This is a genomic window from Paractinoplanes globisporus DSM 43857 (genome assembly GCF_000379645.1).
In the GTDB taxonomy this organism is placed as follows: domain Bacteria; phylum Actinomycetota; class Actinomycetes; order Mycobacteriales; family Micromonosporaceae; genus Actinoplanes; species Actinoplanes globisporus.
In genome coordinates, this window is the sequence record NZ_KB903300.1 from 129,771 (window position 1) to 143,806 (window position 14,036).

The 14,036-nt window shown below is 68.1% G+C and carries 8 protein-coding genes; all 8 read right to left on the reverse strand.

Annotated elements, in window-relative coordinates:
* Positions 1-259: 259 nt before the first annotated feature.
* Positions 260-3,712, reverse strand: coding sequence for an NACHT domain-containing protein (locus A3CQ_RS0114925; RefSeq protein ID WP_245577232.1), 3,453 nt, complete (start codon positions 3,710-3,712; stop codon positions 260-262).
* 142 nt (positions 3,713-3,854) lie between these two features.
* A complete protein-coding gene (locus tag A3CQ_RS0114930) occupies positions 3,855-4,724 on the reverse strand; it encodes a glycosyltransferase family protein (RefSeq protein WP_157295877.1) in 870 nt (289 codons plus the stop codon).
* Complete coding sequence (locus A3CQ_RS0114935) at positions 4,721-5,839, reverse strand: helix-turn-helix domain-containing protein (protein ID WP_026205713.1); 1,119 nt, start codon at positions 5,837-5,839, stop codon at positions 4,721-4,723. Before A3CQ_RS0114935 ends, A3CQ_RS0114930 begins: the two co-directional genes overlap by 4 nt.
* Positions 5,840-6,345: 506 nt before the next feature.
* Entirely contained in the window at positions 6,346-6,753 is a 408-nt protein-coding gene (locus A3CQ_RS0114940) for a hypothetical protein (protein WP_040432415.1), read from the reverse strand.
* A complete protein-coding gene (locus A3CQ_RS0114945; RefSeq protein ID WP_020511746.1) occupies positions 6,750-8,906 on the reverse strand; it encodes a site-specific integrase in 2,157 nt (718 codons plus the stop codon). The genes A3CQ_RS0114940 and A3CQ_RS0114945 overlap by 4 nt, the downstream gene beginning before the upstream one ends.
* On the reverse strand, positions 8,903-10,489 hold the full coding sequence (locus A3CQ_RS0114950; RefSeq protein WP_157295879.1) for a hypothetical protein: 1,587 nt from the start codon (positions 10,487-10,489) through the stop codon (positions 8,903-8,905). The genes A3CQ_RS0114945 and A3CQ_RS0114950 overlap by 4 nt, the downstream gene beginning before the upstream one ends.
* 146 nt (positions 10,490-10,635) lie before the next feature.
* Positions 10,636-11,955 carry a site-specific integrase gene (locus tag A3CQ_RS0114955; protein ID WP_020511748.1) on the reverse strand — a complete coding sequence of 440 codons (1,320 nt, stop codon included), beginning with the start codon at positions 11,953-11,955 and terminating at the stop codon, positions 10,636-10,638.
* Positions 11,956-12,422: 467 nt separating this feature from the next.
* Positions 12,423-13,394 (reverse strand): DNA-processing protein DprA, encoded by a 972-nt coding sequence (locus A3CQ_RS0114960; RefSeq protein WP_020511749.1) that lies wholly within the window; start codon positions 13,392-13,394, stop codon positions 12,423-12,425.
* Positions 13,395-14,036 lie beyond the last annotated feature (642 nt).

Consider the following 14,036-nt stretch of genomic DNA (forward strand, 5'->3'; position numbering starts at 1 on the left):
CACCGGGTCGACGGTGACTTGGCGTAGTCGGCAGGCTTTCGTGGCCTCCTGCCGCGGACGCCTGACGTTGATGGCTCCCGAGCACTTCGCGACGTACGCGGCTCTGCACTGCAAGGTCTCTGGCAAGATTTTCGTAGGCAGAGATCCGTTGCAGGCTCAATCCGGGCTCGACGAGCAAGCCGCCACCGAACCGCGTGCCTTCCCGAAGCGGGTGATCAACTCCCGATACGAGGTGCGCAGAGCGCCCGGCGTGTGCTCGTCAAGGACGGTATCTTTTGCCGGTCCAGTAGTAGAGGGTGCGGGTCACCGTGCCATCGGCACACGACGTCTCACAGTCGTTGATGCGGTCGATGGCGTACGCACCGTCGCCGGCGTCGACGAGCTCACTCGAGAAGAAGTACGAATCCTCCGGCGACGGGCCGAGTTCGGCGAAGCCGTGACGCACCGGGCGGAGCACGACCACCCCGTCGTCGTCGCCGGGATTGAAGATGAGGAACACGTTGCCGGTCCGGTCCCGGCGGGCCACTGTGAGCTCGGGCCACGCGTCCAACTCCCGCTGCCAACGCACCTTCCCGGTCCGGTCGGTGACAACGACACCAGCGATCGGCTCATCACCCCTCTCGTCGACCGTGGTGAACACTGTGACCTGGCCCCAGGACTCATGCGCGACGGTGACATGCCCGGTCACCCGGCATCCGGGCGGGCAGACGCCGCGCCGCTGCAGATCCTGCCGCGTCGGCGCGGCCAGCGTCGGCGAAGTCCGGGCCGCGGTCTCGGCGACGTCGGCCTGACGCACGGCGCCCCCGGCGATGAGCAGGCTCACGCCGGCGCCGGCCGACCACCGCCAAGCCGCAGGCCACACCTCCGGCGGCCAGGCACGGCGACGGGGACCAGCCCCGCTCGTCGCAGGTACGTGCAGCTGATGCAGCAGGCGCACGTGCCGGAACCGATGGGAGCTGCCGGTCTGTCGCAGCACGCCGGCATCTCGGGCCTGCTCAAGCAGGCGCAGGAAACGCCACGGCAGCCGGCCGGTGCCCGCCAGCCACAGATGCGCCGTGCGGTACTGCAGCCACGCCGACGTCCGCACGATCGCGACCAGCACCGGCAGCGTGATCAGCAGCACCGCGCAGACGAATACCAACGTGGGCCGGTGTGGGTGCTGCCGAACCAGAGCGGCAGCCAGCGGAACGGCAACAGCGGCCGGCATGGCCAGCAGCAACCCCAACACCGTGGCGTCGGTGCGAAGCACCTGCCGAGGACCCGCCGCCTGGCCATGATCGACCGGTGCCAGAACCCAGCGCAGCACCCCGACCAGCAGCCCGGCCAGAGCGCCGATGAACACGAACGGCGCCATGTCCGACAACGCCGGCAGCGCCGGCATCGGCACACCGCCCGGGTCTTGCCCGGCCGCCCACCGCACCGGCCAGGAAAGCGGCGGAAACAGCAGCGTCATCACCGTTACGCCGATCGCGCCGGCAACCGCGCCCAAGCCGACACGCGGCACGATAACCGAAGCGGTGTCACCGAGCCGGGGGGCGACCCGGCGCGGAGCGCGATATCCGGGACCCATCCCGGCCAGGGTGTGCCCGCCCGCCCACAACATCACCGCGACGAGCACCGCCTGCCCCGCATCCCACCACAGAACCGGACCGGCCACGGCCGGCACCGCCACCACGGTCGCCGCTACCAGCCAGCTCAGCACCACACGGGCCCGCGACGCAGGAGTCCGCGTACGGCGCGGCTGCCCACGAGGCCGACGACCGGCGCTGATCCCGCTCACCACCGCGGCGACGGCGAACCCGGTCAGCGCGGCGAACTGACGAACCCGTCCGGGGCCCGTCTGCCCCTCGACACCACCGATCACGTACACCGCACTTCCGCACGCGAACGCGAGGGCCGCGCAAAGCCACCGTTCCCGGCGCCGGTCCCGGTCGGCGTAGCGGGGGTCCACCCATGACGGCGACAGCACCCACACCGTGGCGACAGCGACGAATAGCAAACCGATGAGATCCGCGACCAGCGCTCCGGCGCCGACCGCGGCGACAACCCCACCGGCGGCAGCAGCCAGGAGACTTACAGCGCCGGCCCCGGCGACAAGGGCGGGCGCTGGAAGGTCTCGCACCCAGCGCGGCGTCCCGATGTGTCGGGCGCCGTCGGGTGGCCGCGGGGGAAGGACGACGGCCCCGGCCATCACCAGCACGACGATGCCGGTCAGGGTGCCGAACAGCGCGGTGCAGGGCACCTGCCAGCGGCCGCCGAGCACCACCGCGCAACTGACCGCGCCCAGGACGGCGAGCACTGCGCAGATCGGGGCGGCGACCGCCGTGGCGGGCACCAGCCGGGGTGTCTGCCACCAACTGAGATCCCCGGAGCGGCCGGTACGCACCAGGGCGGCTAGCGTCCGCAGATGCCGGTGCACCCTGGCTACCTGCCGCGTCGAGACGCCGGCCCCGCTGCCTGCTGCGATGCGGCGAGCGGCCTGATCCACGTACTGGTCGAGCAGGGCCCGCTCGAGCGAGGCACGATCGGGTAACCGGGCCCGGTCGAGGAGATCGGCTGGATCAGCCGCGGCGGTGTCGTACAAGCCGCGGGCCATGGTCACGAACAGCGGCGTCCGTAGCACCAGGGCGAGCGGATCCTGCTCGGTGATCCGCGCCTGCACGTCCCGCCACCGTGCCGCGGTTACCGGCGGACCGGCCTCCTGCAGGAAAGTGAATGCGGTCGTCAAAGGCACCGGCTGGAGCCGCAGCACGGCAGCCGCCGTCAACACGTCGCTGGCGGTGACCTCCGCGGTGTACTCGTCGGCGCGGCTGGTGACCACCAGCAGCTGCGTAACCGACAGGTTCCGGTTAATCTCGGACAGGGCGCGCCGGCGGGCCTGCGGCAGCAACTCGTCGAAACCGTCCAGGATCACCAGCAGCCGGCCGGCTTCCAACAGTGTGCGGGCCACGGCCCTGGCCTGCGGCACCGCCGGGTGATCGTCGGCGACCTGCTGTACCAGCCAGTGCCGCAGCGGCTGCCGGGTGACGTTCCACGCCGCCAGAGACAGCAACACGGGTACCGGACGGCCGGCTTGCCAGGTGTCCGCGCGCAGCACCGCGAGCCTGCGCGCAGCGACGGTTTTCCCGCAGCCGGCCGGGCCGATCAGCACCATCCGCCCGGACGGCACGGCGGAGAACAGGGTGTCGATCTGCGAGAGGTCCCCGGTGAGCGGCAGCGGGGTGCAGTCACCGTCTCCCGCCCGGATCACCTGCCAGTGGTCGGTGATTGCCGCATCCGCCGGTGTCAGGTGCACCGGTATCGGCCACGGGTCGTTCAACCGTTGCCGGCGCTCCTCCTCGTGTAGTTGACGGCTCACGTCAGCCACAAGTGCACCCTCGAGATCCGCGCCGTCCGGCGGCGCACCGGCGGGCTTGAGCAGCTTCATGCCGGTCACCGTGGAACCGAAAGCGACCAGCGCGCTGATCACACCCCACAGCGTGCCGGCAGTGCTCAGGGTGGCTCGTACGCTCACCGTCGTTGTCAGGACGAAGGCGACGACGACAACGCCGAAGACGACCCAGAAACGCCGCCGACGCGTCATAGTGCCATCATGCCTTGGAACGGATACCGCGTGCATCTGTCGGCGTACGGGTTCCGGTGGCTCTGGCAAGATCTTCGTGGGCAGATCCGAAGCGGCTGAACCCGGCTCGACGGGCGTGTAAGCACCCATCTTCGGCCCAGTTGCCTACCAATTGATCTTTCGCCACGAAAGTCTTGCCGGAGCCACTGCACGTCGTACGCCGATAGGGCGTAAGGCCATCAAATAGGACCTGGGGACTCCGCCCGGGTAGGTGACCTCGATACTCTGAGGCTTACAGGAGTGGCTCATCGAGGCTCCATGAGTAGGCATCGCCCAGGCGGCGGGCTGTGCAGCGCCGATCACCTCCGATCAAGCCGACTGGGACGTCGAACTCCGCCCGGCCGGCGCGGAGTTGAAAGGCCAGGGCTTCCACGAAGGTCACCAGACTGCTGCGACCGGCCTTTGCGAGTTCATTCCCATATCGCGCGATGATCGCGAAGGTGTCGGCTAGCTTGATGGCGTCCGTCGAGGCGCTGCGCATTGGCGCCCGAACCGGGATTTGCTGTAGATCGTAACCACCAAGGAAGGCAAGCACAGCCCAGTCGAAGCCGACCGCGAGCCGCTCCGCGCGGGAGCTCTTCAGAAACTTGAGGGCGAACTCCCACCGGCATCCGACAAGGCCGCTGACCAGGTCGTGGGCATCGAAGCCGAGCGTCTTGGCGACGCATCGTTGAACATAGTTGACGGCGTGTCGGTGCGGCGGCCAGGTCTCGGCGGGGTGAAAACCGTATCGATCGCCGATAACAACGTTACATTTCCGGTATCGGCTGTGATGGTGCAGTGCGGCAAGATCGCGAATGTCCTGCTCCTCGTCCCAGTCGCAAACGCCGACGAATCCCTGGAATCCGGCACGGCGTAACACTTCGATCCCGGCCCGGGTAGCCGCGATCTTTCCGGAGTTCGAGGTTAGACGGGTGTGCAGGTAATAATCACCGGTTCCGTCAAGTAACGCGCAGCCGTCCTCCACGACGACACACAGCGCGCCAATCTCCCGCGCCTTGTCGACGGCGTCATGCAACTGGTCGACCGCCGCACCGGTGCCGGCATGAGGGTAGAACGGGAGGACCACAGCAAGCTCTCCTGATGGCACGGACGCAGTCATCCTTTCGTCATTTCGTCGAAGGCAAGGTTCGCGCGTTCTGTGAGCTGCTCACTCTCCCGTCCGGGAACCGCGGCTAGGAAGTGGGCCGTACGCATCAGCTGTTCCGGTAGAGAGTGCGCGATTGCCGCGTTCAATGCCAATTCAAACCAGTGCAGACATCCGGGATCGCGGATTCGGGCCAATAGACCACCTGCGGTATTCGCATAAAATATCTGCCATGGGCTAGTCATGCCGTTGGGCAGCATGACTTGACGGGCAGCTCGTACACAGTCGGCGGTGCTGCCCGCGAGTAGTTCGCAGCGTAGCCGGATCTCCTCGAATGAGGCGAGGTTGAACCCGCCCGCGTTTGTGGACGACCGTGCGTCGGTTGGTCGGTCGAAAGCGACCTGACCGGCTTCGATGATTCGGAGGCAGGTTCTTCGGTCGCCCAGCTCCGCGCGGACGTACGCTTGCAGGCCGAGTGCCTCCGCTTGGCGGACGTTGAAGTTTGCCTGCCCGGCGAACTCCGCCGCCTTCGCCAGGTCGCCGGCCGCGTCCTCCAGCCGTCCGCGCTTGCGATTCTGATTGCCGCCGAGAATTAGAGTCTCCGATAAACCGTCCCACCGACGCACGTCGTCGTGAATGCGGTGGTACGCAAACTCGGCTAGCTCTAGAAAGGGCGTGGCCGTGTTGGTGTCAATGGAGATCAGTGTCAGGATGACAGCTTTGGCAAGCGACATTCCCGCCATCAATTCGGTCTCGGCCTGACCGGCCTGATAGGCCGATGAGTGCCATCTGCTCTCTAGCCACGCCAGCGGCGGATCGAGCACAGCTAGGGCAAGTCGAAGGTTGCCTACCTTGTTGGTTATTTCCCGAACGGCTTGCAAGTCCGCGCTAATCTTTTCAAAACTGTACCCGTGGATTCCGAGAAGAGCCCGGTCGATTCCCGCGTCGGCCAGCAGCTCTCGGGTATGGACGCTGATCTCGCGGATCCGTCCGGACTCCCAGCGGGCTACCTCGGGTTGGCTGACGCCGATCAGAGCGGCGAACTGTTGTTGGGTCAGGCCGCGACGCAAACGGTCGGCGCGGATGACCTGCGCCAGATTGTCGCGGGTTCGGCTGGTAGCACTCGACATGAGACGCTCCCTGCCCGGTAGGGCTTTACTGCGGAGCATAGCAAGCCGTGAACACCGACGACAGGCCTCAAATATGCACACGTGTCATTAGCCGAGCGAGTGCCTCGCTCATAGCCTTGAGCTATGCGCGAACCACCACACCGGCAAGCACCTCGAACGATCTTTAAGGCTCGCCTTGCCGCCATGCGGTCTACGGCAAGTCGAATTGGCATCGGACAACTAATTCCCGCGATAGCATTGTCCGCTATTTCTGCTGCGCTCATCTGGATAAGTGGGCAGCCGCTCGTGGAAGGCCTGCTTGTCGGAATGGCTAGCCTCCAGTCGAACGCCCAGCTTATCGACGGTATTCAGCGAACCCGACGAATGACCCGGAGGGTGGTCGCGGACGAACGCGATCGGAAATAGTGCGGTCGCCAGAGTGGACCTGGTCGCCTGGCTGCCGAAAAGCGCAGCGGCGTCGGGCCGGTGCGATGGTTGCGTATTCAGCGACTGACCCCTCCGTGGCCTCATGGCCGCCGTGGCCGCAGGGGGACGATATTGGCCGGCGGCATCTTCAACGCCTCGCGAAGTTCGGCGTTCTCTGCGGTGAGCTGGTTGATGACGCGGACGAGTTCGGGGACGTCGGAGCGTAGCTGGGTCAGTTCCTTGTCCTTGTTCGCGGCGGTCTTCTTCAGCTTGGCGATCTGCGCCCGCAGGCGGACCTCGACGTCGGGCGTTGCCCCGCGTTTTTTCACCTGCTCGTAGAACTCGTTGCGGAGGTCGGGATGCCGCTGTGTGAGCGCGTTGCGGGGCACGCCGGCCTCGTGAGCGAGAGCGACGATCGTCAGTGCCCCGGTGGAGTTGTGCGGGGTTCCGTCGAGGATGCGTTGCATGGCCTCGCGGATACGGGCTCGTTCATCTGGAATATCGCTCATTGCGCGGGTTCCTGCAGGGTGATGCGGGTGTGGTCGTGGTGCTCGGCGAAGGATCGGAGCTTGGCGGCGTTGCCGCGGAGACGGTCGCCGATCGGGCCCGGTGCGTGGGCGCCGCGCAATTCTAGGAGGTCTGCTCGTTTTTGCAGTTGGCTGGCGTGGTGGTCGGTGCGAACCACGTTTCCGCACTCCGGGCGACACTGGTCCAGTCGCGGCGCGTCGCTGATGCCGTCGCGTTGGCAGAGGGCCTGCTCGCGGCGGAACCGGCAGAGAAGGAACGCGTTGGGGTTCTCGTAAAGCATGATGTCCTGGTTCGCGGCCAGGCGGCGTGCAGTGGTGGCGTTGATGATGGCGCCAGCGAAGGCCGGTCCGGATACAGCGGTCTTGATGGCGTGACGGGCCGCGGGACCCGATACCCCGCCGCCGGCTTGGAGATGCTCGCCCAAGTCGGCGACCGTGTCGGCGACAGCGCGGATGGTTTCCACGTCCAGTAGGTCGTCGATGCCGCCGCGGCCTCGGGAGGCGTACGCGCCGGAGACAGCGGTGCGCAGGTGCCCGTATTGGACGGCCAAAGCGACAAGCCCGCCCGGCCGGCGGGCGATGTGCCAGGCCAGCGTGCGGCGGAAGCGCCTGGTCCCGATGGGCCCGTGCGGGTCGAGCGGGATGACCTCATGATCGAGCGCGTGCGCTGCGGCGAACTCGTTCGCCCAGGCCACGAACGACTCTATTCGGTCGTGAAGAGTCGAGTTCCTGATCGCTCCCGCGGCTGGTGACCGCAGCTCGGAGGAGCTATGTGCCGCGGCGTCGAACAGCAGAGCCCCGTGCGGCACGATGCGTTCCAGGACCCGGATCGCGTTAACCACCGGCGTGATCGCGACCCACGGGACGCCTCGTTCGATCCCGGTCGATAGGTGGTTGCCGTCCTCGTCCAGCGCGGCCTTGTATTCGTTGCCGCGGATCAGGTGGTGTCCCGATCCAGCGTCCGGATCGGGATCGGGGCAGCAGCCGGTCCGCAGTCCGAGGACCTCTCCGGGACGCATGCCGGTCAGGTACGACACCACGATGAACGCCGCGGTGCCCAGATGCCGTAGCAGCGTGTGAGCTTCGTCAATGTCGATGGCTGGGCGCCAGGGCTGGCCAGAGATTCGTCCTCTGATCGGCGCGTCCAGCGGACACCGCCCGGTCAGGTTGAGAGTGAACGGCCCCCGTTTGGGCCTGCGCATGGTCTTTCCCCGCTGACGTTTCTGCAGCAGCGTCTCCAGGACCTGGTCGACCTGGCGGACCTGCGCGCCGACGCTGTCGGCGATGTAGTGCCTGGCCACTCGCATCGTGCCGCTCATGGCGATGGCAGGTAGCGGCAGCCCGGCCTCGACGCGCGGAACCAGGAAGTCCCACACCGCTTGCAGCCCTTGCGGCGTGGCGGGTGTGCTGGCCGCGGCGGCCATCAGGCGCCGATACTCCGCCGAGGCGGCGAGGATGTCATCAGCGAAGTCGTCGACCACGCGCATCGCCCAGAGCAGCAGCGGTCCCATCGTGGCCTCCGCCAGAGGCTCGGTGGCGTTCTCGCCGCCGGGGGTGGCGGCCGGCAGGTAGTCGTCGACCCCGATGTCTTCCCACCGGGGTCGCCCGATCCCGCACGGCCGGGCGCTGAGCTGGTCGAATGCCCATAGGCGCGTCATCGCTGCCGTGGCCTTCTCGAGCTTGCCCCGGCTGGCGCCGGAGTCGGCAAGGTGCCGCGCGTAGGCGTCCAACACGTCCGGGTTGCAGGCGGCGAGCGTGCTGATGCCTTGCGTGGCCAGCCACGACGCCAGATCCATCCAAGTAAGGACGGTGCCGTAGAGGTGGCCGGCGCTTACCCGCTGCCGCATCGCCCCGCGCTGCTTACGTTTGACGAAACTCGGCCGCAGCTGCCCGTTGATCATGTTCCAGGCGGCCAGCCGAAGCTCGGACTCGAACACCGCCGGGCACTTGGTCCAGAGGATGGACGTGCGTGCGCCGCTCGGGTTGCCCGACAGCAGGTCCAGGGGCCATCGCGGGTCGCTGAAGCGAGCGTTGCCGCGGTGGCTCGCGCCGACGATCAGATCATCGCGGATGACCGGCGTCTCCGGGCCCGGTAGCGGGAGCAGATAGGGGTCGGGTTCGGCGACGGCGGTCACGCGTCCAGGTCTCCGGTCAGCAGCAGCCCGACGGTGTCCCGGTCGGCTTCGGTCATACGAGTCAGGGCAGTGTTCCAGACTGTCGCTCCGACCTTGCCTTTGAGATCTTCCAGGCGGGTGTAGCTGTCCGCCCAGTCGGCCTGCCAGGTCGCGGCCGGCAACGCCGAGCGTAGTCCGCCCAGCGCCTGGTGCAGGTAGGCGAGCCGCGGATGGTGGCCAGGGTGAATGTGTGCGTTCTGGCAGCCCAGGCACATCAGGAACGACGCTGCGCAGCGGCCATCGGCGGTCGGGAGAGGGCTGGCCGTCATGTCCTGGCAGTCCGCGATCGCGGTGGGCACGTCACCCGCGAGCGGTCCGGCCACCAGCTGCGCCTCCAGGATCGCCGTGCGGGCCTTCTCGACGGCCTCATCGGCGCCGGCGGCGACGACCGCGATCGCCTCGGCCTGGACCCGCTTGTCGACCAGGGCGTAGTTGCGGTCGTGGGTGTCCTGGCTGTGCTGGGCCGGTTCCCGCCGGTCGACAACCAGCACGGTGCGGCGTCCCCGCTGGAACGGCGACCCGTCCAGCCCGAAGCCGCGGCCCCACTTCGTGGCGGTCTGACTGTCGATGCCGAACCGGAACTTCCCGACCGGCGGATGCCGATCGAGCTCACGCCGAGGCTGCCCACGCTTGGCAGCACGCCAGACCACGAGAAGATCCGTACCCGGGGTCAACTCCTCAACCACCGCCCGGGCGTAGCGGGTAGCATCCAGTGCCTCGGTGATCAATCGTCCCTTGGAGGCTGCGCCGTCGTCGGCGACGTTCCTGGTCTCGAAATGCAGCCGCGGTCCCCGCCGGAACTTCTCCACCGGGATCCGGTAGACCGGATGCCCGTCCGTGCCCTGGTCCGGCAGTGCCCGCGGGACCTCGGCTGTGTCGATCACCGAAAGGTTCCAGCCGAAGGTCGCCATCAGTAACACCCCCAATGACACCGCCTCCCGCGACGACAGGAACAGCCGCTTCCACGTCACGTCGTAGCCGCAGCCGCCCAGGGCGCTGCGGTACCGGCCGAGGATCGTTCCGTCCTTCACTGGGTTGTGAGTCCGCGGTAGATCGCCGGTCCTGGCCAACAAGTCCAGTGCCTCGCCGATCACATACTCGCGGCTGCCAGGATCGAACGCCCCGGCCCGCCACCGCTGCAGATACGCGGCGTTGCGGCGGATCCGCTGCAACGCAGCTCGGAAATCTCGTTGCGCGGCCAGCTTCACCTGGTCGAAGTCCACCTGCGCGTACGACTGGACCTTGGAGGCCGGCAAGGCGATCCTGCGGCCCAGCTCATCGGCCGCAGGCCCCGACCGCAACCGCGGGTCCTGGCGCAGCAGCTGGGCGACCGCCCGATAGCCGGCCGCGCTCCCGGCGCCGAGCCGCCACCTCTTGACGTGCGCGGCAGTTAGCTCGTCCAGGTCAGCCGGCGGCTGCTCCACCGTCGCCACCAGCTCGGCGAACGCCTTCACCCAATACCAATGGCCCTGCGAGCTGGCGTGCACCGACCAGCGGTGCGGAACACAGCGGGCCGCGAACAGGACCGCCAATGACCGCTGCATCGGCTCGGCAACCGGCAACCTGGAAAAGTCATAGGACCGAACCATGCCGCGCCGGTTGTGGTGATGGACGAGCAGCCCGTTCTCCGACGCCACCTCCGGCGCTGCGTGATCGGCCGGAGGTGGCGACGCCCTGATCCCGCGGCCGTTCATGCCCCGGCTCCCGGCGGTGTGATCTCGTCGCCGAAGTCCTGAATCCCCTCGGACTCGCGGGCGATCCGCGCGAACGTGTCGTCCAGCTCTGGCATCGGTGCCCGCGCCGGGACGTCGATCGCATCCAGCATCGATCGCAGCTGCAGGTCGGCGACCGGGGCCAGGTAATGCCGGACGGTCGTGTCCCGCGAGGCGTGCCCGAGCAAGGTCTGAACCAGAAACCACGGATCACCGTAGAGCAGCCGGAAGTCTCGGCGTTCCTCCGGGCTCAGCCCATACCGCAGATCCGTGAGCCGCTCCAGGACGACCAGCATGTACAGCGCGAACGAATGCCGCGCCGAGTGCGGTGTGGCATACGGGGCGAACACCCGATGCGGGTCCATGCCCAGCCACGCCGGCGGCGTCAACACCCGCGCGCACCGCTGGTTCGCCTCCCGGAACACCCCGTCCCAGGAGTGGATACCCAAAGGAAGTCCCTGCTCGTTCAACCACAACCACAATGGCTCCGGGCCCCGTCGCCCCTCGGTGAACAGCAACGCGCGTTCGCCGGCCGTCAGCAGGTTCAGCTCCCGCTCGCCTTCGACGCCCAGCCGGTCATGCCAGCGGATCTTCGGTTTCAGCCCCCGCGTGACCTCGTCGACCAGCCGCATGCCCGCCAGATGCTCGTAGCGGCCCAAACGCTGGGCCTGCCGCACCGCCAGCGCCCGAGACGACTCGACGTAAACCTCGACCTCACCGACCGCCTCGGAAGCGATGTAGAACGTCCGCATCCTCTTGCCCCGCGTCACCTGAGCCGCGACCTGCCCCCGGTAGTAGCGGCCACCCTCCAACCGCCGCTGCGGAACCTCGAAGGTCAGCAGTGAACCGCCCTCGGCCCGCCGCAGGCCGGACGAGACCAGCAGACGCACGAACGCGACGTTGCGATCCTCGGTACGGCCGGTCCACCCCGGCTCGACCACCCCGGCCGCGGTGTGCCCGCGCAGCCCCACATCGATCCAGCGCCGCCAGGTCCGCGGCGTCAGCCAATGCACGTTCGCCGGCCTCGAGTCCTTCGATCGCGTCGGCGTCGTCACGAGGCTGCCGTGATAATCCCGGCTCTGCACCGTCGACACCGGGATGCTACCCACGTGCCCGTTGTCCTTCGCCCACTTATAGAGCGAGTAGAACGCCGCCTGCTCCCGATCCCACTTCGACCCACCGATCCGCTTCGGATTCGCCTCGGCGAACCGGCGCCAGTCCTCGAAGTCGGTCAGATCACGCGATCGCGCCTCGGTCCACCCACGCCCACGGCGCCGCAAGAACGTCAGCAACAGCACGAGGTCCGTGGCGTAGTTCCGCTTCGTCTCCGTCGTGTACCGGCGGAACGTCCTCGATCGGACATACGAACCAAGCAGTGGATCAACGCGACAATCAGGCGAGAGGAAGATCGGGTCACCAGCACGTATGCCCGCGACCGCCTCCCGCTGCGGAAGGTCTCCCCACCCGTCCAGAACCGCTCGCCGGACACCGCTGCCCACGTGCTCTTGTGGCACCCAAAACACCCGCCAACCAGGCATGACCATCCTCTGCGCGTGCTGCATCGACACGCAGATTTAATAGGGAAGGGTACGATCCGGCGTAGTGGTGTGCGAGGCAATACTCTTTCGCGGGCGCTTCGTGCAGGACAGCCAGAACATAGCGGCCGCGGTCAAAGCCGCCGTCGCGGCGGCGGACCCACCGCTGCCGGCTGTCGCGGAACTGCTGGCAGACTGGCGCCGAGTGCGGGAGCGCACGTCGCAGTTGTTCACGACGCCGGCTCGGCCGGCCGCTGGCGCATGCCGCTGTTGCCCGTGCTGGCGATTTCGCCGAACGCGCCGAGCATCGCAACGGGGCCGTGCCCGGCCGCGGCTCGTAGCGCAGCTAGCACAGCGGCCGGTCCGGCGACTGGCTGGGCGATGCCGTCGGCGACCAGTTGGGCGCAGCTCGACCAGGCCGCTGAGGCGCCTGATCCTGGCACCGCGAACACCAGCCGGCCTGAGGTGCTCGCAGCGTGTGCGGTCGCGGTGCCGGCTGATGTTGAGGCCTCGATGAGGACCGTCGCTGCGCTGAGTCGGCCGAGCAATGTGTCGCGGTAGTTCCACCGCCGGGTGATCCGGTCACAGCCTGGCGGGAAGGGGCTGATCAGCGAGGACATCTTGACGGCTCGGCCGGCCAGGTTTCGCAGTTCGGGGCCGGGGTGCTGGTCAAGACCGCCGGCGGCAACGAGGACCGGCGCCGTCGAGCAGCTGAACGCAGCGGCGGCCGCGGCGGCGTCGATGCCCACCGACAACCCGGTAACGACGGTCAAGCCGGCGTCGGCGAGATCGGACCCGATCTGCGCAGCGAGGAACTTTCCCTCGTCGGTGGCTGCCCGAGCGCCGGTGACCGTGACCGAATGAGTCAAGGTGGTGTGCAAATCCGGGTTGCCGCGGACCCACAAGCACGGCACCTGGTCGAGGTCCACGTGGGCAGGCCAGCCCGCGTCACCGCGGATCAGCAGAGAGATGCGCGCCTCGTCGGCGCGCTCTCGCAGGGATCGCCCCAGAGCCCGCAGCGCCGACGTGCGGTCACCGGAGCCGGCGGCGTGCAGGACCCGCGCGCGGTAGTCGCTGGGGGATTCGCCGGGCCGGTCACGGTGTAACCGCTCGAGGTCGGCCAGAGGCTCCGGAAGGGGGCGGCTGAGGTAGTAGGACAGAGCTGCCAGGACGTCATGAACGGGGTCGTCTTCGACGGTCACGTGGACCTCCGCGTGTCGAGCGAGTCCCGGTGGCGCGCTCATCAGGCGCCGCCGGGTGGGACGGCACGAACCGGCCCACCCCCGGCCGAGCGCGGTGCAAGCCCCGGCGATGACAGCGACGTAGGTCCCGGACCACCGCGGTGCCGCCGTGGGGCTTGCGCCGAGCCGGACCGGGTGGGACCGTGCCGCGTCCGCCGCGCGCGGCGCTCTGCCGCGCGCTCGATCGTCACCGCCACGGTGTGAACACGTCGTCCGGGAGACCTAGGGTCCGGACGCAGATAGACCGGCACCGTCGCCGGCATACTCGGACGTTGCTGGGTGCCGTTCACCGAATTCAGGCAGGCAATACCCGCGTCCCGCCGTGGCAGCGCTGACGCACATTGGCCTTGTTCAGCCCGCAACCACGACAGCTAGTGCGCGAGTTCGTCACTGCTGGTGCGCGGTAATGCCCGTCCTGCGCGTTGCCGGAGGGATCGATCGTGGCGGGCGTCGACCACGGTGGCCGCCGGATCCGATCAGTACGCCGCGGCGGCGAGCAGCGCTGGATGGCCGCGCCTGGGAGGTCGAGACATCTATGTCGCCGCGATGTCGCGTTCCGGCGGCAAAGAATGGACGTGGGTATCGGGCGGCTGAACCACCGAG